This is a genomic window from Acinetobacter sp. 2JN-4, from assembly GCF_003687745.1.
In the GTDB taxonomy this organism is placed as follows: Bacteria; Pseudomonadota; Gammaproteobacteria; order Pseudomonadales; family Moraxellaceae; genus Acinetobacter; species Acinetobacter halotolerans.
Genome location: NZ_RDNY01000003.1, coordinates 268,306 through 287,938, shown reverse-complemented (window position 1 = coordinate 287,938; position 19,633 = coordinate 268,306). Strand labels below are relative to the sequence as shown.

22 protein-coding genes are annotated in these 19,633 nt (G+C 38.3%); 8 read left to right on the top strand and 14 right to left on the bottom strand.

All coding sequences use genetic code 11. From position 1 onward, the window contains the following. Positions 1–27: 27 nt before the first annotated feature. A complete protein-coding gene (gene aroC, locus EAH57_RS06555) occupies positions 28–1,119 on the bottom strand; it encodes a chorismate synthase (protein WP_121929341.1) in 1,092 nt (363 codons plus the stop codon). Between the two features lie 11 nt (positions 1,120–1,130). Continuing rightward, positions 1,131–2,141, bottom strand: coding sequence for a 50S ribosomal protein L3 N(5)-glutamine methyltransferase (gene prmB / locus EAH57_RS06550; protein WP_004671071.1), 1,011 nt, complete (start codon positions 2,139–2,141; stop codon positions 1,131–1,133). 428 nt (positions 2,142–2,569) lie between these two features. Here prmB and EAH57_RS06545 point away from each other — a divergent pair, with 428 nt between their 5' ends. Both EAH57_RS06545 and EAH57_RS06540 read left to right on the top strand, forming a co-directional pair. After that, entirely contained in the window at positions 2,570–2,926 is a 357-nt protein-coding gene (locus EAH57_RS06545; protein ID WP_228200038.1) for a copper resistance CopC family protein, read from the top strand. Positions 2,927–3,015: 89 nt separating this feature from the next. Beyond that, on the top strand, positions 3,016–3,897 hold the full coding sequence (locus EAH57_RS06540) for a copper resistance D family protein (protein ID WP_121929339.1): 882 nt from the start codon (positions 3,016–3,018) through the stop codon (positions 3,895–3,897). 26 nt (positions 3,898–3,923) lie between these two features. On the opposite strand, the gene EAH57_RS06535 is transcribed toward EAH57_RS06540, so the two are convergent. From EAH57_RS06535 to EAH57_RS06500, 8 genes are all read right to left on the bottom strand, one after another. Next, complete coding sequence (locus tag EAH57_RS06535) at positions 3,924–5,111, bottom strand: vWA domain-containing protein (protein ID WP_004671069.1); 1,188 nt, start codon at positions 5,109–5,111, stop codon at positions 3,924–3,926. Positions 5,112–5,123: 12 nt separating this feature from the next. Continuing rightward, positions 5,124–5,975, bottom strand: a complete 852-nt coding sequence (locus EAH57_RS06530) for an AAA family ATPase (RefSeq protein WP_005196988.1) — start codon at positions 5,973–5,975, stop codon at positions 5,124–5,126. 46 nt (positions 5,976–6,021) lie between these two features. Beyond that, a complete protein-coding gene (locus tag EAH57_RS06525; RefSeq protein ID WP_034595535.1) occupies positions 6,022–6,408 on the bottom strand; it encodes a hypothetical protein in 387 nt (128 codons plus the stop codon). Further along, positions 6,401–6,706, bottom strand: coding sequence for a YcgL domain-containing protein (locus EAH57_RS06520; RefSeq protein WP_005196992.1), 306 nt, complete (start codon positions 6,704–6,706; stop codon positions 6,401–6,403). The genes EAH57_RS06525 and EAH57_RS06520 overlap by 8 nt, the downstream gene beginning before the upstream one ends. Positions 6,707–6,844: 138 nt before the next feature. Further along, positions 6,845–7,987: a ribonuclease D gene (locus tag EAH57_RS06515; protein ID WP_004671061.1), complete on the bottom strand. Its 1,143-nt coding sequence runs from the start codon at positions 7,985–7,987 to the stop codon at positions 6,845–6,847. Positions 7,988–8,274: 287 nt separating this feature from the next. Further along, the gene (gene recR, locus EAH57_RS06510) at positions 8,275–8,871 is read right to left on the bottom strand and encodes a recombination mediator RecR (protein ID WP_004671058.1); all 597 of its coding nucleotides are present in this window, start codon (positions 8,869–8,871) and stop codon (positions 8,275–8,277) included. 154 nt (positions 8,872–9,025) lie between these two features. Next, the gene (locus EAH57_RS06505; RefSeq protein WP_004671056.1) at positions 9,026–9,355 is read right to left on the bottom strand and encodes a YbaB/EbfC family nucleoid-associated protein; all 330 of its coding nucleotides are present in this window, start codon (positions 9,353–9,355) and stop codon (positions 9,026–9,028) included. Positions 9,356–9,367: 12 nt separating this feature from the next. After that, entirely contained in the window at positions 9,368–10,555 is a 1,188-nt protein-coding gene (locus tag EAH57_RS06500) for an O-succinylhomoserine sulfhydrylase (protein ID WP_121929338.1), read from the bottom strand. A 187-nt stretch (positions 10,556–10,742) separates the two neighbouring features. On the opposite strand from EAH57_RS06500, the gene EAH57_RS06495 reads away from it, so the two are divergent. Further along, positions 10,743–11,828, top strand: a complete 1,086-nt coding sequence (locus EAH57_RS06495; protein ID WP_004671053.1) for an alpha/beta fold hydrolase — start codon at positions 10,743–10,745, stop codon at positions 11,826–11,828. Between the two features lie 3 nt (positions 11,829–11,831). Then, positions 11,832–12,704, top strand: coding sequence for an NAD(P)-dependent oxidoreductase (locus EAH57_RS06490; RefSeq protein WP_121929337.1), 873 nt, complete (start codon positions 11,832–11,834; stop codon positions 12,702–12,704). 85 nt (positions 12,705–12,789) lie between these two features. Here EAH57_RS06490 and EAH57_RS06485 read toward each other — a convergent pair whose 3' ends face one another. Together EAH57_RS06485 and EAH57_RS06480 are read right to left on the bottom strand one after the other, a co-directional pair. Then, entirely contained in the window at positions 12,790–13,959 is a 1,170-nt protein-coding gene (locus tag EAH57_RS06485; protein ID WP_121929336.1) for a type I restriction endonuclease, read from the bottom strand. A gap of 110 nt (positions 13,960–14,069) precedes the next feature. Next, positions 14,070–14,354 (bottom strand): hypothetical protein, encoded by a 285-nt coding sequence (locus EAH57_RS06480; protein ID WP_171407405.1) that lies wholly within the window; start codon positions 14,352–14,354, stop codon positions 14,070–14,072. Between the two features lie 322 nt (positions 14,355–14,676). On the opposite strand from EAH57_RS06480, the gene EAH57_RS06475 reads away from it, so the two are divergent. The 4 genes from EAH57_RS06475 (at position 14,677) to EAH57_RS06460 (ending at position 18,160) form a co-directional block, all read left to right on the top strand. Further along, on the top strand, positions 14,677–15,624 hold the full coding sequence (locus tag EAH57_RS06475) for a metal-dependent hydrolase (protein WP_121929335.1): 948 nt from the start codon (positions 14,677–14,679) through the stop codon (positions 15,622–15,624). A gap of 432 nt (positions 15,625–16,056) precedes the next feature. Next, on the top strand, positions 16,057–16,326 hold the full coding sequence (locus EAH57_RS06470) for a YARHG domain-containing protein (RefSeq protein ID WP_005197015.1): 270 nt from the start codon (positions 16,057–16,059) through the stop codon (positions 16,324–16,326). 77 nt (positions 16,327–16,403) lie between these two features. Beyond that, positions 16,404–16,817 carry an HIT family protein gene (locus EAH57_RS06465; RefSeq protein ID WP_121929334.1) on the top strand — a complete coding sequence of 138 codons (414 nt, stop codon included), beginning with the start codon at positions 16,404–16,406 and terminating at the stop codon, positions 16,815–16,817. A 254-nt stretch (positions 16,818–17,071) separates the two neighbouring features. Next, entirely contained in the window at positions 17,072–18,160 is a 1,089-nt protein-coding gene (locus EAH57_RS06460; protein ID WP_121929333.1) for a porin, read from the top strand. Positions 18,161–18,422: 262 nt separating this feature from the next. Here EAH57_RS06460 and EAH57_RS06455 read toward each other — a convergent pair whose 3' ends face one another. Further along, the gene (locus tag EAH57_RS06455; protein ID WP_121929332.1) at positions 18,423–19,019 is read right to left on the bottom strand and encodes a YidB family protein; all 597 of its coding nucleotides are present in this window, start codon (positions 19,017–19,019) and stop codon (positions 18,423–18,425) included. A gap of 147 nt (positions 19,020–19,166) precedes the next feature. Continuing rightward, positions 19,167–19,628, bottom strand: a complete 462-nt coding sequence (locus EAH57_RS06450; RefSeq protein ID WP_121929331.1) for a DUF6231 family protein — start codon at positions 19,626–19,628, stop codon at positions 19,167–19,169. Positions 19,629–19,633: the final 5 nt, after the last annotated feature.

Here is a 19,633-nt window from a genome sequence, read left to right as displayed (position 1 = left end):
ATATGTGCGTGGTTTTGAATTTTTGAATTAAGCTTCAATTGGTTTAAACGGAGGTACTACATCCGCATTTTGTGCGCGGTGACGTAAAAAATGATCCATGAGTACAATTGCTAACATTGCTTCTGCGATTGGTGTTGCTCGCACGCCAACACAAGGATCATGACGACCTTTGGTTAACACATCAGTGTTTTCACGATCAATGTTAATCGTTTTGCCCGGTGTGGTAATACTTGCTGTCGGTTTTAGTGCAATGGCGACACGGATGGTTTGACCACTCGATATCCCACCTAAAATTCCACCTGCATGATTAGCAAGAAAGCCATCAGTGGTTAATTCATCACGCGTCTCATGACCAAACTGTCCTGCAACAGCAAAACCATCACCAATTTCCACACCCTTTACCGCGTTGATGCTCATCATCGCATGGGCAATATCAGCATCCAAACGATCGAATACAGGCTCACCCCAACCCACAGGTACTTTTTCAGCCAAGATCTCTAACTTCGCACCGCAGCTTGTGCCTTGCTCACGTAAAGAAGTGACCAATTGCTCAAAGCGTGGAACTGCATCGATATCTCCACAGAAAAACGGATTATTTGGAACTTCAGCCCAATCTAGTTTTTCTGCAACTTCATTACCGATTTGAGTTACATGTCCGCGAATATTGATACCAAACTTTTCAGCCAAATATTTCTTCGCAATCCCACCTGCCGCAACACGCATTGCCGTTTCACGGGCACTTGAACGACCGCCACCACGATAGTCACGGAAGCCATATTTTTGTGTATAAGTATAATCAGCATGACCAGGGCGGAAAGTTTGCGCGATGTTGCCGTAATCTTTAGATTTTTGATCGGTATTACGAATCAATAATCCAATCGGCGTGCCCGTGGTTTTACCTTCGAAGACACCTGAAATAATTTCAACTTGATCAGGTTCTTTACGTTGCGTCGCAAATTTAGAAGTTCCTGGTTTACGGCGATCTAAATCTTTTTGCAAATCTTCTTCGCAAAGTTCAAGACCTGGTGGCACACCATCGACAATTGCCATTAAGCCAACACCATGTGATTCTCCACATGTTGTCACTCGAAAGAGTTGCCCAATACTATTCCCTGCCATGCTTTTGCCCCTTAGTTTTGAACGGATTGCTGAAATACGTCTTTATAACGACGGCATTGTTCAGCTGTTAATGCAAAAATACCTGAACCGCCTTTTTTGAACGTTAGCCAATGAAAATCAACGGTATTGAAGTTCTGACGCATTGCCCATTCTGAGTTTCCAACTTCAATAACGATCAAACCATCTTCGGTTAAATAATCAGCCGCTTGCGCTAACATTTTACGGACTAAATCCAAGCCATCTTGACCAGCAGCCAATGCGAGCTCTGGCTCATGCAAAAACTCTTCTGGTAAATCTGCCATATCTTCTGCATCCACATACGGTGGATTGCTGATGATCAGGTCATATTGGTTTTCAGCAGGAATTTTTGCAAATAAATCAGACTCAAGCAAAGCGACTTGATACTGTTTATCATGATGTTCAGCGTTAATTGATGCGACTTCCAATGCTTCTTTTGAAATATCAGTTGCATCAACTTCAGACTCCGGGAACGCATAAGCTAGTGCAATTGCGATACAACCAGAACCTGTACACATATCTAAAATACGTTGTGGTGTTTTAGGATTCTTATTTTCAGGCAAACTATTGATTGCCTCAAGCATCTGTCCACTTTCATCTAAGCAATAAGGTGCAAAACGTTGTTCAATCAATTCTGCAATTGGCGAACGAGGAATAAGTACACGCTCATCTACATAAAATGGCTTATTAAAGAAATAAGCAAGATTTAATAAATAAGACGTTGGAATCCGATCATTGACACGGCGTTCCAATAGGCTCAAGAATTCAGCTTTTTCACTTGGCAATAATTTAGCATCTAAAATTTCTGGGTCAGCTTTCCACTCAAGTGAGATTGTTTGCAAAACCAGTGCAGCGCTTTCTGCAAAATAATCTTCTGTGCCTTGTCCTAAGTGTGCGTCGTATTGACGAAGTGCAGTTACACCAAAACGAATAAAATCTCGAATGGTTACTAAATTTTCAGCCGCTTCTTGTAAATGTTCAGGGCTGATTGTAGGTCGCTCCACTTAGGCGTCTCCAAAAGTGCTAATTGCAAAACGGCTTATTCTAACGTGTTTTGGTCTTTTTTTTAATGGTTAAATCATTTTTACTGTGATTGTTTAAACGAATTGGGGCGATAGAAATCTAAATATGAGATATTTGCTATTCAAAATGATCTCAGTCGAAATGACATTATCCTATAAAAAGAAAATAGGAGAAAACGAAATTCGTATTGGCCGAAGATGGATATAAAACAAGAGAAGATCTTAAGTAAAGTTTAACAAAATCAGGATATCTTACTGCTTGAGCCACTAATAACGGTTCTAGACTATATTTATAATTTACACAACAGTATGATTTGATTATGAGATGTAACTTTCTAGTCATCGAGACACGCCCGTTACAATGATGATTGAACTCTGGTATTAAATGATAAATATTGAAGGATGAGATGATGAAAAAGCCCATTTTAGGCTCTGTATTTCTTGGTTTAGCTTTAATCACTGGTCATAGTTTTGCGCATACGACTTTGCTTAGCTCAACCCCAGCGAACAATAGTGTGATCAAACAAGCGCCAGAGAAAGTCACTTTAAACTTTGGCGCAGAAGTCATGCTGATGAATATCAAGCTACTTGATGCGAAAGGCAAAAATATTCCTTTAAATTATCAAGTCAACCATGATCATAAAAAGAGCTTTGATATTGCAGTTCCGCAACTCAAAGCAGGCCAATACACAATCGTATGGATGATTATGGGAGCAGATGGTCATCATATGAAAGGAGACTATCGCTTTACGATCCAAGCGAAATAAAATCCTGTTTTTTAATGCTTTATTCCTGCCTCTTTTTACCCAAAGAAATCAAGAGGCGTTTTAAAAATAAAAATATTTGAAGGAAGAATATGTTCTTTGATCACTGGGAATATATTACATGGATCGCTAAACTCGGCTTGTATTGTGGAACAGCTTTTGTGATTGGTGGGCTTTTTTGTTATATCAGTCTTAAGCTTGTGTCTGAAATAAAAATAAAACTCATAAAATACATAGCATTGGGTGCTATGTTAGGCGCGCTATCCAGCATTTTTAGCTTTCTATTTTTAGTCGGAAGTTTCTCAAATACTGGTCTATTGGGGATATTTGATTCTTTCTACTTCAATTTTCTGATTCACACATCAGTAGGTCAAGTACACCTGCTACGAATCTTCTGTTTTGTAATCTTGTGTGGGCTACTTTTATTTAAATTGAGCCAAAAACACAAATATCTTGCCGTTATCTGGCAACTTATATTTTTAATCTTATTTATCCCCATCTTAATCAGTTTCGCCAAACTAGGACACGTTGCCAACTTCGGAACTTTGTCGCAACTTCTCATTTCCCTCCATGTACTAGCAGTGTCAATATGGATGGGCTCACTATATCCACTTTGGTTAGTCAGTCAAAATCTAACAGGCAAACCACTACAAGAAAGCATGATTCGTTTTGGTCATTTTGCGATTTTTATGGTCACAGTCTTACTGATCTGCGGAATAAGTATTGCACTCTCATTCTTTCACGACTGGAAAGCACTAATTAACACTGCATACGGACAAGGTTTTATCGTCAAGATTCTACTTGCTTGTAGTATTTTACTTTTAGCGGCTTGCAACAAATTGTATTTCACACCTCGTTTGCAACAAGCCAAATATGCCAAACAACTTCGTTATTGCATTCTTTTAGAAATAGGTTTAGGTCTTTTAATTCTAATGATAACGGGCTATATCACGACAGTAATCGGCATGGAATAGAACTCCTCTCCAGAGGAGTTCTATTCTTATCGAGACAAATATCTCGTCAGATCTTCGATACCTTTCAAAGTCATCGGATACATATGATCTTCAAAAGTTTCTTTAATCCATTGAATCGTTTGGGTGTAATGCCAATAGCCTTCCAATTCAGGGTTGAGCCAAGCTGTTTTGTCGAAGTGTTGGCGTAATCGTCTTAACCAGACTTCACCAGCTTCTTCATTCATATATTCGACTGAGCCACCAGCAGACTTTAACTCATATGGTGCCATACTCGCATCACCCACAACGATGACACGATAGTCACGCCCATAGGTATGGAATAGATCCCACGTATTCATCCGTGTTGAACTACGGCGATGATTATCTTTCCAGACATAATCATATAGACAGTTATGGAAATAAAAATATTCTAAGGTTTTGAATTCGGACTTCGCGGCACTAAACAGTTTTTCACATTCAGCAATGTGAGCATCCATTGAACCACCGACATCAAATAACATCAGTACTTTGATGCGATTACGGCGTTCAGGAACAAGCTGTACATCTAAAATGCCCTGTTTTGCTGTTTCTCGAATCGTACCATCAACATCCAGCTCTTCAGCAGCACCTTGACGCGCAAACTTGCGTAAACGGCGTAAGGCGATTTGCATTTGGCGTGTCCCCAAGACTTGATCATCATCTAGATTTTGGTACTTACGTTGTTCCCACACTTTTACCGCTGAACGTTTACGACCCGGTCCACCGATACGCACACCTTCAGGATGATCACCAAAAGCACCAAAAGGTGAAGTTCCACCTGTGCCCACCATACGATTACCGCCTTGATGCTTCTTATGTTGTTCACGTAAACGTTCTTCCAACATCTTCATCAGTTCTTCAAGGGAACCTGCTTTTTGTAGTTCGGCTCGTTGTTCAGGAGTCAGATGCTTCTCTAATAGCTCCAGATCAAACCAATCTTTGGGCAGCTTATGAACTTGTTTAAGCAATTCATCAAGATCGAAAGTTTCAATGCCATCGAAATAGTCTTTCATGGCACGATCAAACTTATCAAAGAAGCGTTCATCTTTAACTAAAACTGTTTTAGCCAGTTGATAGAACTGTTCTTGATCAGCAAACACAAGCCCTGATGCAACCGCCTGATTGAGATCAATCAGTTCACGTGTTGTGACTGGCACCCCATATTTGCGTAAGGTGTAAAACAATCGAACAAACATTGAAAAACACTCTTAACGGCGTGACATAAAGGCTAAACGTTCAAGGAGTTGTACATCTTGTTCATTTTTAATCAAAGCGCCATATAGTGGTGGAATGGCTTTAGATTTATCATGATTACGTAATACATCTTCAGGCATATCATCTGCCATCAATAGACTTAACCAATCAATGAGTTCTGAAGTTGACGGCGGTTTCTTTAAATTTGGAACTTGACGTAGTTTAAAGAAGACTTGCAAAGCCTCACTGACCAAGGTATTTGAGATACTTGGAAAATGAACCGCGATTATGTCACGCATCGTTGCTTCATCAGGGAATTCAATATAATGGAAGAAACAACGGCGCAAGAATGCGTCAGGCAATTCTTTCTCATTATTCGAAGTAATAATCACGATCGGACGCTGTATCGCAGTGACAGTCTCACCTGTTTCATATACATAAAACGACATTTTGTCGAGTTCATGCAATAAATCATTTGGGAATTCGATATCTGCTTTGTCGATTTCATCAATCAACAACACACAACGTTCTTCACTGGTAAACGCTTCCCACAATTTACCCGGTTTAATATAGTTTTTAATGTCATAGACACGATCATCACCTAACTGGCTATCACGCAGTCGTGACACTGCATCATATTCATACAAACCTTGCTGCGCTTTAGTCGTTGATTTGATATGCCAAGTAATGAGCTTTAAACCGAGACTCTCTGCAACCTGTTCAGCAAGTAATGTCTTACCTGTGCCCGGTTCGCCTTTTACCAATAACGGTTTTTGTAGCGCACGTGCAGCTTTGACTGCAAGTTTCAGGCTATCAGTTGCAATATATTGATCTGTACCAGCGAAGTGTTGTGTATCAGCAGACATTTTTAAAACCTTATTTTTCTATCTTTAACAATGTGTGGATGTATATCTAAACTGAACGTGCAGTTTTATTTGCCGTGTATTTTGACCAGCAAAAGCCAATCAATAGACCAGTACCAATGACGAATAAAATCAATGATAAGTTCGACCAGATTAAAACATGTTCTTTGGTGAGCACACCAAAAATCAAACCAAAAATGGCAGGTGCTAATGCTGAATTGGGACCTTCTGAAATCGTAGGTGTTGCAAGAATCGCAAAAGCAACAATCCACAAGATTCCACCAATTGGGTTTGGTAAGCGTGTCATCAAACGATACCAGCACCACAATGCAATGAGTGTTCCCGTAACATATACAATGATTGCAACATTCTCTTCAGGAAATTGATCAAGTACCGAAAGAATGTTTGCCCATATTGCAGTTAAAGTCTCAAGCACCACGCAAACCCTCTGGTTCTACCGCATTTGGATTGATTAATCCCTCTGGCGGCATCTGCATAAAAAAGCCTTTGGTCTGTAATGAGTCTAAAACATGAAGCACATTTACACGTGCAAGTTTACGTTCAGGATGAAGTTCTAAATGCATCACAAAAGTTGCTTTGCCAAATGCTTGTAGAACTGTTTCAGGAACACCTTCAAATGGATTTTCGAGTTCCTTGTCATCAGAATGATTTGGACGAGCAATATACATATACATTTCGTCTTTTTTGCTCGATCTATAAATATCGCAGTGCATGTTTACTCACAACTCTTAACAATCTTAGGGGCTATTGGTCTAGATATCATCTCAACAGACCATAAACAGCATACATGAAAAAAAAAACAGGTACATTAATGAATGTTAACGCAACAGTCGATTTTTTGACTACCTTGTTTATCTGGAAATTTTCATTTGTGTGGCTAAATATTCAGTGTCCTGTTGCAACAATGCAATCAATGGTTCTGTGAGAACATCATAACGCCACCCAAGTAAATAGCTTGGTAACTCTTGCTCAGGCAAATGAAAAACCACATGCTCATAAATGGCATTCAGCCATTTTTTACGCAGCAAGACTTCTTTTGGTATTCCTGTTTGCATAACAATATCATCAATCAGCGCATCTACTTTAGGCGCGACTTCTTTAGAGTTACTTTTTACTGGTCGAGCCATTTTTAATGGCCAATCATCTTCTGGCGGTAAAAACTTCAACAAATCTAAAATCGTTCGACCATGCTCACGCACTACATTCGGCCGTATTTCTTTGATCTGAGCCAGTTGAAAATTATTATGTGGGTTCTTTTCCACCAAATCCAGCATGGTGGTGTTTTTCAGAATGAAACTGCGTGGCTGGTTCATTGCTTTGGTAATTTGATCTCGCCAAATACTTAATTGTTGTAGCTGCATCAACTCACGGCGTGTATGACGATAATTACCAATATTGGTATAAAGCTCTGGAAGCGGTGTTTCCATTGCAATTTCTTTGGTTAAGTTTTGACAATCTTCTAGAACATATTGGTACTGACCTTTACGTTGTAGATCATTTTTTAAGGCATCTGCAAGCTTTACCAAATACAGTACGTCGTTGGCTGCATAACACATCTGCTTCTCGGTAAGCGGTCGAGCTAACCAATCTGAGCGTGTTTGATCTTTTTCTATATCAATATTTAAGCAAGTTTTGAGCGCATTTTGATAACTCACTTGAAGCCCATGTCCAAGAAATGCCATTGCCACTTGAGTATCAAAAATATTCTTTAATGGTTTCTGATCAGCGTAGTGATAGATCAGATCAATGTCTTCACTACACGCATGGAAAATATTTTGTTGTGCGTTAAATACTTTTTGCCAAAAATGCGATAAGTCCAGTGCGGCCCCATCCAATAAGGAAACATGTCCATTTAGATTAATTTGGCAGACTCCAAGTTTTGGATATAAGGTATCGACCTTAATAAACTCAGTATCAAGTGCATAGGTGGAACATTGTTCCATTTGGGAGAGGAGAACAGCTAAATCGTTTTGCTGTTGGATAAATTGAAACATATTTGCTCAAATACAATAATAAAAGAACCATTGGCGACTAAACTGTTAAATACAGTCATCGTACATGCGAGATTAAATGTAAAAAATTAATCAGTATTCCACATACACAACATGAAATTACTCCTATTCCTTTTAATCAAAAAACGAAAATCCTTTTCGCTCGCCAATAGTGCCATAAATTCCAGCAAATAGATCTAGAATAATGTTAGACAAAATGTAAAAGTTAATTATTTGTTTAAATTAACAACATGAATTTAAAATAAATATAAGAAAATAGCATGAATCTGCTATTTCATCCGCATCCGATTATGTACTGCCTGACTCAAAGTATGGCTATCCACATATTCTAACTCGCCACCTTGTGGTACACCTTGTGCGATCCGAGTCATATGAAGTGGTAAGTGTTTGGTTGCTTCTACCAAATAATGCGCTGTAGCCTGACCTTCAACCGTTGCGTTGGTGGCCAAAATCACTTCTTGGATTTTACCTTCGCTTAACCGTTGGATCAGATATGGAATACCAATCTCTTCTGGACCAATACCATCTAAAGGCGACAAATGCCCGCCCAATACATGATACTTTCCCCTAAAACTACCACTTTGCTCGATTGCCATCACATCTGCTGGGGATTCGACCACACATAACAGTTGCTCATCACGTTCAACTGAAGCACAAATATCACAGATTTCATTTTCAGTTAAAGAGTGGCAAATATGACATTCATGAATATGACTGGATGCTTCATGCAAGGCATAAGACAAAGCAAATGCGCCTTCACGATTTTTCATTAATAAATGTAAGGCCATACGCTGGGCAGATTTCGGACCAACACTCGGCAAAATACGTAATGCATGAACCAACTGTTCAAATCGTTCGCTAAACATAAAAATTGATACTTCTTAGGAGAGTCCTCCTCATCTCTCATTCTTACGATACTTGAATTGCATCGCATGGAGAAATCCCAAAAATCAATTATTGCTATTTAAGGGAAAGCTCCCTTTATGACAAAGGGAGCTTAGAGGAAGGATTAAATTTAAATTAGAACAAACCTGATAAGCCTGGTGGTAAACCCATGCCTGTATTTGCGCCTTGTAGCTTCTGTTCAGAAATAGCTTCAACTTGACGCGCTGCATCATTGATTGCAACAACAATCAAATCTTCAATAATGTCAGCTTCGTCTTGCAACAGTTCTGGGCTGATTTCGATACGCTTAACGACATTGCGGCAAGTCATGGTCACTTTAACCAAACCACCACCAGCTTCAGCATGAACCTCGGTATTTGCAAGCTCTTCTTTCGCTTTTTTAAGATTCACTTCCATGTCTTTTTGCATGCGTTGAGCTTGCTGCATGAGCATATTAATGTTCATAAGTCTCTCTCGTTAAATTAAATCTAAACCACGTGATATATCGCGAATAATATCATCAATATCTTCTAAGCCTACAGAAACACGAATTAAACCTTCTTCAATTCCTGCAGCTTGTTTGGCCTCAGCCGACATTCTACCATGCGAGGTCGTTGCTGGATGCGTGATTGTCGACTTTACATCACCCAAATTACTGGTAATAGATAAAAACCGAGTATTATCAATCACAGTCCAAGCACCTTGGCGTTCACCTCTCACAACAAATGATACGACTCCACCAAAACCTTTTTGCTGTCTTTTCGCAAGTTCATGACCCGGATGATCAGGTAAACCCGCATAATATACTTTTTCAACTTTATCATGTTGGTGTAACCATTCAGCAAGCTTTTGGGCACTTTCACAATGTGCTTTCATACGAATACTGAGTGTTTCTAAACCTTTAAGGAAAATCCACGCATTAAACGGGCTCATTGAATTGCCTAAAGTACGAATAACACCATTCACTTCTTCAAGTAAATCATGTTTCCCCACCACTGCACCGCCTAAAGCTCGACCTTGACCATCAATATATTTAGTTGCTGAATATACAATCAAATCAGCACCAAACTTAATCGGTTGTTGTAAAACTGGTGTGCAGAAACAGTTATCAACCGCAAACAATGCACCATGCGCATGGGCAATATCAGCGATGGCTTGCATATCACCCACTTGAGCCAATGGATTAGACGGCGTTTCAATAAACAGTAAACGTGTATTTGGTTGAATTGCCTGTTGCCAGCCGTCAAGATCGCCTAGATCGACAAAAGTCACTTCAACCGCAAATTTAGCGACATATTTTTCAAACAAGGCAATAATTGAACCAAAAACAGCACGTGAACAAATCACATGATCGCCTGCTTTCAGATACGCCATACAGATTGCATGTACAGCCGCCATGCCTGAACTGGTTGCAACCGCACGCTCCGCACCATCAAGTACAGCTAAACGCTTTTCAAAAGCTTGTACAGTTGGGTTGGTATAACGTGAATAGGTATTTCCTGCAATTTGCCCAGAAAATTTAGCAGCAGCATCAGCGGCGCTTTCACAAACAAACGATGACGTTAAAAAAATAGGCTCACTATGTTCACCTTCAAAAGTACGATTATGTCCCGTACGAATGGCGAGTGTTTCAAGTTGATATTCTAAATCATCGCTTGGATTCATGGTTTTATATGCCTTATGATCAATGGTCCTAATCCCCCTTTATAAAAATGCTTTTTCATAAAGGGATTATCAAATCCTATCTATATATGCCAACATTTTGATCGCCTAAGGTATTTGAGGTCAAGGTATAAGATGAAATTATCGCTTAGACTTCGCGCAATCTTGACTCATGATGAGACTTTAAAAGATGAAATCACTTGTGGAACTACAAAAAGTAAATTTTAAACACCTCGCAATGCGCATATTTGAAGCAGATAAACTGGTGTTGTCTCAATCTACCCCCTATCAAGTGATTGCTCAGTTTAAACAAACCCGTGTCCGCTTTTACGCTTCAGAGAACAAACGTTTTAAAGAACCTCTTGTATTTGTTGCTCCTCTAGCGATCAATATGGATATTTACGACTTATATCCCTATCGCTCTTTGGTGAAGCATTTTCAAGAAGCTGGATTTGATGTTTATTTAATTGACTGGGGCAAGCTCACTTATAAAAACTATCGCGTTGATTTTCTATCTTTCATTGAGAGATTCATTCCCAAGTGTATTGAAGCAATTCAACAACATGCCAACTCAGAAAAAATTTCTTTGCATGGATGGAGTATGGCGGGCGTATTCGTCACGCTTTATACCGCGCACCATCAACCAAGTGTGGTGAAAAACTTAATTGTCCTCGGCAGTCCGATAGACAGTTATGCTTCAGGCTATATCGGCAAACTGTATAAAACCTTGGCATCGATCACCACACGCAATGCCACAATCAAAGACTATGTCTACAATCGACTCCCTAAGTTGATGATTCATTCACCGGGTTTCCTAAATTCACTCGGATTTAAGTTACTTGACCCTAAAGGATGGATTGATGGCAATATTCAATTATTAAAAAATTTAGATAATCTTAAATTGGTTCAAGAAGATGCAACGCTGAGTCATTTCTTAAACAATATGATTGATTATCCGGGTGGCGTGAATCAAGACATGCTCTTTAATGTCTGGTTGCAAAATCCCTTAAAAAATGGCGCGATCACACTCCAAGATAAAACCATTGAACTTAAAAACATTGATTGTTCTTTACTCGTGGGGGCTGGAAAATCAGATCAACTTGTTAGTTCCGAATCCGCATTTCCGCTTACCCAGTTGACAAATAGTCAAGATGTCACGTTTACTCTTATACCTGGCGGGCACTTAGGTTTAATGTCTAGTCAAAACAGTTCAATTGAGTTTTGGCCAACATTAACCACATGGTTGGCTGAACGATCAACTCCAATGAAGGAATAAGCGATGATTCAATCTGTTGCATTTATCGGTTTAGGCGCGATGGGCTATCGCATGGCAGCACATTTACCAAAACATTTCGATCAAGTCTTAGTCTGGAATCGTACTTTTACAAAGGCTGAACAACATGCAACAGAATATGGAACCATCGCTGCTGAGTTGTCTCAAGCTGCACAAGCAGACATTATTTTTTCTTGTTTACCAACCAGTAGTGACGTTGAAAGCTTAATAGACAGTATTGAAATCAAGTCTGGGGCGATTTGGATTGATTGTACCAGTGGTGTTCCTGAGGCAGCGCAGCGTCTTGCAGAAAAACTAAAATCAAAAAATGTTGATTTCTTAGATGCACCTGTCAGCGGTCAGACCGTTGGCGCTGAAAATGCGACTTTAACGGTTATGGTTGGTGGAAATGCTGACGCTTTTGAACGTGCATACCCTGCGATGGCTGCGGTTGGGAAATTGATTCAACACGTAGGTGATTCAGGTGCTGGTTTTGCGGTAAAAGCGATTAATAATATGTTGCTCGCCGTGAATTTATGGTCAGTTGCGGAAGGTTTTTCTACACTAAAAGCGCATGGTGTCAATTTAGATGCCGCACTTAATTGTATTAATGCTTCTAGCGGTAAAAGTTTAGTCACCGAAAATATCTTTCCTCAGCGTGTTCTGAGCCGTGAATTCCCTGTGACCTTTGCTCTACCTTTACTGGCTAAAGATACAGGAATTGCTTTAGATCTAGTGCACGAAGCTAAACTTCCTGCGCCTATACTCGCTTTAACGCAAAGTTTGATTCAAGCTGCGAGTTTGACTGCTGAACCGAATAGTGATTTCTCTGCTGCTGTGAAAATGTATGAGTCTTGGAGTAAAATTACGCTGGAATAAATTTAAACTAGAAAACGCTGGTTTTAGAACTTATGAGCGTAAATAAAAAACCATTCAGTAGAATGGTTTTTTTGATCGTATCATCTTAGCTTGCAGAGCGCTTAAAGTTATCATCATTCCGACAGTGCTCAAGGCTGTCTCTTAAAATTCCAACCATACGATAAATATGTTCAGGTTTTTCTAAGAAGATTTGCCCATTACTTTGAACCTCTAGTCCAGCACGTTCTAATTCTTTTCTACGCGAATCATCCATTGGCACAATAAACTGTATGGTATGACGTTTACGATTTACATCATATCTGAATAACCAACGATTGTTTTTACCTTGATATAGAACTGAATAATAGCTTTCAGTGTCTTTTGATTCTAATTCAACATCGGGGAAGAGTTCAGCAACAATACGATAAAGTTCTTGTTCTTCCTTAGTTGTAATAATTTTCTCATTGTCTGGGTTAACAATAAAATCAGGCTCTTCAACTTTAACGTTTACCAATGCTTCTTCTGCTATTTTGGTCGGCTCAATAGGTTGAGCTGTGATAACTGTAGGCGATGATAAGCCTTTGACTACAGTATCACTTATTGCTTGCTGAACCGCTTGTTTTACGAAAGGTTGTATGGTTTCTAAAAACTTAGTATTTAATTGGCGTTGGATACTTGCTTGTTGAGCAACATACCGAACAAAATCAATATCAACTTCATTAATACTTCGTTTAATAACTGTTTTAAACTGCTGAATATATTGATTTTCCTCAGCAAAAAATCTTAATTTTTCGGCATGAAAGTTATCATGTTTAAATTCTGCAAGCTGAATTAAATCTTCTGGTTTAGTTTTTGTGAAATCAATGGTTAAAAAAGGTTTTTCATCCATTACATTCGTATTTATTAAATCGGTAAAAAATCGCCACTCTTTGCCATTTGTAATAGCGCCTATCGTCACGCCTAAACTGCTATTAAAATAACGAGAAAGTTGTGGTGCGTGGTTTGTCAAATCTGCAACATAAGGTTTAGCCTCAATAAACATCACTGGCTGCCCATTACAATAAAGAGCATAGTCAACACGTTCAGTCGCTTTTACACCTGGAAAGTCTGCTGCAAACTCTGCCAAAACTTTTGTAGGATCATAAGGACTAAATCCCAATATATCTAGTAATGGTAAAATTAAAGCCTGTTTGGTCGTCTCCTCTGTAGTACAGTGACCGCCAACACGTTTAACATGCTCGATATGTGATTTTAATTTTGAAATAAACTCTTCCATGATTTAACCCCTTAATTATAGTTTCTATATATATTTATAAATCCATACTATATTTAAGGTTAAATAATGGCAATATATAAAGTAAGAATAATTTTTCTTTCAGATCTCAATTATTTACTATTCACATCAATTTTAAATATCTTTCCATTACAGACCCAAACGGTATAGGTCTGCATATCAATCTCATAGACATATTCTGTTGCATTACAGGAATATCGACCATCTCTATGTTTAAAATATCTTGGATAGGATTTGCCCATTTTTCTGAGTAAATCGCTTTCACTATCCCCTACGCTAACAAGCTCATAGGATGAACGCATTGAATTGGTTTCTCTTGCAAAAGTGCTGACTGAGATAAAAACTGAAATTATTGCTACTATTATAAAGTATTTCATTTTATTAACCATTTGTTGTTTAATTCGCATAATTTATCAAATGGTAAAACCAAAGTCATTAGAAAGCATATCGGGTGATTAATTCGTTTATCAATTCACGTGTTAAATAATGTAAACAGCTAACTTTTGAACATTCACACCTTAACAATAGTAAAGACTTAAATACTCAACCATATAAGAAAAATTGCTTTTAGAATCTAATCTTGTCCTTAAAACCTCTTTAATGTGCATTTTTGTCCCATAAGCACATGGTGATCTAATTTACTCAATGTTAAAAATTACTTAGTCAATTTAATTCGCAATTTCATCTTGGATGACATGTATGATCACAGAAAATCATCAAATTAAAGCAAGAAAAGTATATTTCGATTTTTCTGAATCGTCCGTATGTTGGATGCCGAACGATCCTCTCTGTTCGCACATAGCCAATGGCATAAATATGCTCTTACCTGCAGGTGAGTTTTGGTTCTGTCGAGTATTTAATAAAGCCATCCCATATATTACTGATGCGAAATTAAAAGAAGAAGTTATCGGATTTGTCCGCCAAGAGGCAGCCCATGCCCGTGCTCATGAAAAGGCACAAGATTTTCTCAGGGAAAATGGCTATGACATACAAGATCCATTAAACCGTGCTCACCTTGTTTTCAACATCCTATTAGGCGATAAACCATTAGGTATCCCTTTTTTAAAAGGTGAGAAGCTTGATGAATATTGGTTACTGTTTCGTGTAGGTGTGATTGCCGCAATTGAGCACTTTACAGGTACCATTGGGCAATGGACGCTTGATAGCAAGTCTTGGGATAAAGCAGACCCTGCTATGACCGATTTATTCCGTTGGCATCTAGCTGAAGAGGTTGAACATCGCTGTGTCGCTTATGATTTATTCGAACATCTCTTAACAAACAAGTTAGGTTTCTACGTTTCTCGTCAGGTCATTATGATGGCAATTTTTCCACTGTTTATTTACTTCCTTGCAGATTTCGCTCGCAGTCTTGGGAAACAGGATTTAGAACATCAAGACATTCAGAAATTAATGCGTCGTGGATTCTTTGCTTTTATTCGTGAATTTGAAAAAACGGCTACGAAAACAGATAACCTCCCAACCATTAAATATCTATGGAAAGCGACTTTACGTTGGGTATCGCCAAAATTTAATCCGATCCATGAAGGTGATACTGAACAAGCTTTAGCATATATGGCACGCTCACCTGCGGTACAGTACTTTGAACAAATGACACAACATAGCTCAAAGACTGTTTCGTTAAGCTAAGTGAAAATGCTTTTTATGTAGTTTATTAACCATCAATTTGTTTAAAAACAAACCCCGCTTAAAAGTAAATTTAAACGGGGTTAGCATTATTGTGTACGCATCTAGCAGCTCTTTATTGATTATATTCTTAAGGCAAAACTTCAATGGTTGAGTTACCGAGTAAGGATATCTGACACCGTTTTCAGAATAACGCACTAATAAAGTTTAAAAGAATGAATATAAAACCTTATAAAAATGCTGATAATTTTCTTCTGTATATTTGATTTTAATAAAACCATTGATCTTTATAGTTTTTCTATATGATTAAGGATAGAATATGAAGTAAAATTACATTCAAATAATACAATTTCATTGAAATTTCATCTATACACCTTATATTAGTACTTGCGCTGCGCTCAACGCAGTGCTTGCTCATAACGAGAGGAACACCTCATGAATAAGTTTACAGTTGCCGCTTTTGCTACGTTAATGACCCTTACAGGTTTCAGCATGCAAGCTTCGGCATCGGAACAAGAATGTAAAAAGTTACAAGATAACTATAACCTGATCTATGCATCTAAAGGCTTCTGTTTTAAAGATGCAGATGCTAAAGCCAAGTATGGTAATGAGAACTGTCATACCACTAAGCCAAAGTTTTCTGACAAAGAACAGCAACGCTTAGACGAAATCAAAGCGCGTCAAAAAGAACTGAATTGTAAGTAATATTTCTTCACCCCTCTTTGCAAACATCGAGGGACATTCCAATATCTATATCTATGATTTAAATTAAAGGACTAAGCATGGCATACGATGACCAGAATATTTTTGCAAGAATTCTTCGTGGAGAGTTACCCGCGATTAAAATTTATGAAGATGAGCAAGTTCTTGCGTTTATGGATATCATGCCTCAAGCCGATGGTCATACCTTAGTTATTCCTAAGACACCAGCAGTTACCTTACTCGATCTTCCTGCCGATGCTGCTGCGTATACGATTCAAATCGTTCAAAAAGTTGCTCAAGCGATGGAAAAGGCACTTGATGCCGAAGGGATAGTACTTATGCAGCTTTCAGGTGCTTCTGCTGGGCAAACTGTTCCGCATGTGCACTTCCATTTAATTCCGAGTTCTGTCCATGACTTAGGACGTCATGCTGTGCAAATGGGTGATCAAGATAAGATTCAGGCACTCGCTGAAAAGATCAAAGCAGCACTTTAATCTTTGAAAATATCTTAAACGGAGCAATGACTCCGTTTTTTTGTTTTTGTAATTATATAAAAATCAATAACAAACAAAATTTTCATTCCACATAAATCGTCACTAAACTGTCATTTTTCTTTCACTTATCTGTCACAAAGTTTGCCGATACTGCATACAAGTTAGTGAGCTATGTAACTTTTTGTACACGAGCAAACTTATAACAGTAACTAAGGCAACTGCCATTTACAAAAAAGTGTTTTGGAGAAATCTCAATGAAAAAATTGCTTCTTGCTGCTACTGTAGCAACATTAGCCATGAATGCAGCGCAAGCAGCACCAACATTGTATGGTAAGCTCAATGTGACGCTCGATCAAATCGATAAGAATGGCTTTAAAGACGAAAGCGTAACAAAAGTAAATTCAAACGCTTCTCGTATTGGTATCAAGGGTGAAGAAAAATTAACAGACAATCTTTCTGCAGTTTATTTAATTGAATGGCAAATCAATGCAGATGGTGATGGTGACCAATCTTTTACAAACCGCAACCGCTTTATTGGTCTTAAATCAGATGGCGTGGGTACACTAAAAGTTGGTCAATACGACTCTTACTTCAAAACAGCAGCAGGCAGCAACCAAGATATCTATAACGATCACAACGAACTTGATATGACCGCTATTTTGGCTGGTGAAGATCGTTTAAAAAATGTGATCGGTTTTGAAACTGATAAAAAATTGTTAGGTGGCTTGGCTTTCAACATCATGTTCCAACAAGGTGAAGAGTCTTCTGCTAAAGAAAATGCAGCTAATGGTTATAAAGGTAGTCGTGATGGTTTTGGTGACGGCGTTTCTACTTCGATCACTTATGACAATAAAGACTATGGCTTTGCTGCTGCGGTAGCAGGTAACTACGGTATCGCATCTAAATATGGTGCTTATAGCTTATCTGGTATCTATACCGATGCTATCCGTGTAACTGGTTCTTATGATTTTACGAAAATAGGTTTTGATGGGTTTGTATTGGGTGCTTTATGGCAAACAGCTCAACCAACAGATGACACTGTTACAACAACAAGCGGTTCTGATGTAACGTCATATAAAGGTTTACAAGAAGATGCGTATGGCGTAACTGCAGCTTATAAGATCCCTTCTACACCGATCAAGTTAAAAGCGCAGTATATCTCTGCAACAACAGAGTCAAATGGTCGTGATGATCGTAAACAAGATCTTTATGGTCTTGGTGCAGACTATCAAATCAACAAACAAGCACGTTTCTATGGCGTAGTTGGTCAGCAAAAACGTGATTGGTTAGTGAAAGATGATAAGAAAACGACTATCGGCTTAGGTATGGAATATAACTTCTAATTTGAAGATTATTTCCTAATCAGTAAAAAAGGGCTCTATGCCCTTTTTTCATTTAGAGAATAGAAAAATCGTTGCTACTAAATTCATGAAAACAATTGAAATAAACGAATACCATAAAAATTTCAAAAGAGTTTTGTTTGATTCATTTTTAATTAGCTTTACATCTAAGGGTTTCATTTAATTAACATGCGATTTAAATTATAAAAGAAATAAAGCCCATATTTACATGAGCTTTATTTCTTGTTTTTATTACACTTATGAATTATTTCTTTAAAAATCCACTCACAATATTCAAAACATTTTGAATATCATTATTCGCTTCTTGTGGACTTGTACTTGAACCTTGTGGGGTTAAAGAATCAATCACTTGTGGTAAAACTGATGCGATCGCGCCATAAATCGCTTGTTTTGGGGCCTGTGTTTGCTGTGCAACTTGCTCAACATCTTGGTCATCAAACAAACTCTGCATATTTTGAGTCGGTATATCGGTATTATTTGGCTGATTAGGATCAACCCAACTCTGTACTTGATTGGCTAAACCCGCATTTTTAAGTTTATCCAGTGCACCTTGTAAGCCACCTTGTTTTTGAATCCAAGCAAGCACCAATGGCAATACAACGATAAGAAGACTTTGCGGATTACTACGGTTAGACGAAGTTGTTCCACCACTCAATTGGCCAAGTACCGAACCTAAAACGCCACCCAAACCACCTTGTTGGTTTTGCGTATTTTGTTGTTGTCCTCCAACTTGGCTCAGTACTGATCCAAGTATGCCACCCAAACCGCCTTGTCCTGATTGTTGCTGACCGCCTAAAGCTTGTTTTGCTAACATTTCAACAATATTGCTTAAATCTGTCATGGCTTACACGTTCCTTTTGGAATTATTTATTCCAAAAGCATACGCTGCTTTGAAAGCTCAGAACAAAATTGAATTGTTAAATTTTGCAAGGGCTTGCAGTTAACCTAGTCTAAATCTCTGTCTTTAAAAACGGAGACTTTTTTAGATTTACCAGCGGAATTTATTCCAGTTTTCTGGATTCGCCCAAAACTTGGAATTAAACCAATCAGGCACATGTTTATAGGTCAAAATATTAAATTGCCACAAAGCAAAATCGTTTTCATGTGTGGTCTTGTCGATCAATTGAGTAAAGCCTAGCGAACGAAGTAATCTTTCATCATCTAACTGACTCACGACTACGATACGTTTTGCCATTAAATCACGCAATTTGACAAGCAACTGCGCTTTTTGTGTTTGGCTGACGTTTTGCATCTCTACGGTATTAAAAAATACAAAACCTAAATCATAGCGCTGCGTAAATGGCAGACTTAGAAAGTCAGTTACGTTAAAATAATGCCATTGAATGGACGCATTTTGGTCAATCTGTTGACCAATACAAAGTGCAGTATGTATGGGCTGTTCTTTAGATAAATCGTCTAGCATAGAAGTGATGACATTTTGTTCAGCCATAACTG

Bases quoted from the DNA above. Each gene is read 5' to 3' on its own strand.
- aroC (WP_121929341.1), bottom strand. From the start codon at position 1,119: ATGGCAGGGAATAGTATTGGGCAACTCTTTCGAGTGACAACATGTGGA.
- EAH57_RS06545 (WP_228200038.1), top strand. From the start codon at position 2,570: ATGAAAAAGCCCATTTTAGGCTCTGTATTTCTTGGTTTAGCTTTAATC.
- EAH57_RS06540 (WP_121929339.1), top strand. From the start codon at position 3,016: ATGTTCTTTGATCACTGGGAATATATTACATGGATCGCTAAACTCGGC.
- EAH57_RS06535 (WP_004671069.1), bottom strand. From the start codon at position 5,111: ATGTTTGTTCGATTGTTTTACACCTTACGCAAATATGGGGTGCCAGTC.
- EAH57_RS06530 (WP_005196988.1), bottom strand. From the start codon at position 5,975: ATGTCTGCTGATACACAACACTTCGCTGGTACAGATCAATATATTGCA.
- EAH57_RS06520 (WP_005196992.1), bottom strand. From the start codon at position 6,706: ATGCACTGCGATATTTATAGATCGAGCAAAAAAGACGAAATGTATATG.
- EAH57_RS06515 (WP_004671061.1), bottom strand. From the start codon at position 7,987: ATGTTTCAATTTATCCAACAGCAAAACGATTTAGCTGTTCTCCTCTCC.
- recR (WP_004671058.1), bottom strand. From the start codon at position 8,871: ATGTTTAGCGAACGATTTGAACAGTTGGTTCATGCATTACGTATTTTG.
- EAH57_RS06505 (WP_004671056.1), bottom strand. From the start codon at position 9,355: ATGAACATTAATATGCTCATGCAGCAAGCTCAACGCATGCAAAAAGAC.
- EAH57_RS06500 (WP_121929338.1), bottom strand. From the start codon at position 10,555: ATGAATCCAAGCGATGATTTAGAATATCAACTTGAAACACTCGCCATT.
- EAH57_RS06495 (WP_004671053.1), top strand. From the start codon at position 10,743: ATGAAATCACTTGTGGAACTACAAAAAGTAAATTTTAAACACCTCGCA.
- EAH57_RS06490 (WP_121929337.1), top strand. From the start codon at position 11,832: ATGATTCAATCTGTTGCATTTATCGGTTTAGGCGCGATGGGCTATCGC.
- EAH57_RS06485 (WP_121929336.1), bottom strand. From the start codon at position 13,959: ATGGAAGAGTTTATTTCAAAATTAAAATCACATATCGAGCATGTTAAA.
- EAH57_RS06480 (WP_171407405.1), bottom strand. From the start codon at position 14,354: ATGAAATACTTTATAATAGTAGCAATAATTTCAGTTTTTATCTCAGTC.
- EAH57_RS06475 (WP_121929335.1), top strand. From the start codon at position 14,677: ATGATCACAGAAAATCATCAAATTAAAGCAAGAAAAGTATATTTCGAT.
- EAH57_RS06470 (WP_005197015.1), top strand. From the start codon at position 16,057: ATGAATAAGTTTACAGTTGCCGCTTTTGCTACGTTAATGACCCTTACA.
- EAH57_RS06465 (WP_121929334.1), top strand. From the start codon at position 16,404: ATGGCATACGATGACCAGAATATTTTTGCAAGAATTCTTCGTGGAGAG.
- EAH57_RS06460 (WP_121929333.1), top strand. From the start codon at position 17,072: ATGAAAAAATTGCTTCTTGCTGCTACTGTAGCAACATTAGCCATGAAT.
- EAH57_RS06455 (WP_121929332.1), bottom strand. From the start codon at position 19,019: ATGACAGATTTAAGCAATATTGTTGAAATGTTAGCAAAACAAGCTTTA.
- EAH57_RS06450 (WP_121929331.1), bottom strand. From the start codon at position 19,628: ATGGCTGAACAAAATGTCATCACTTCTATGCTAGACGATTTATCTAAA.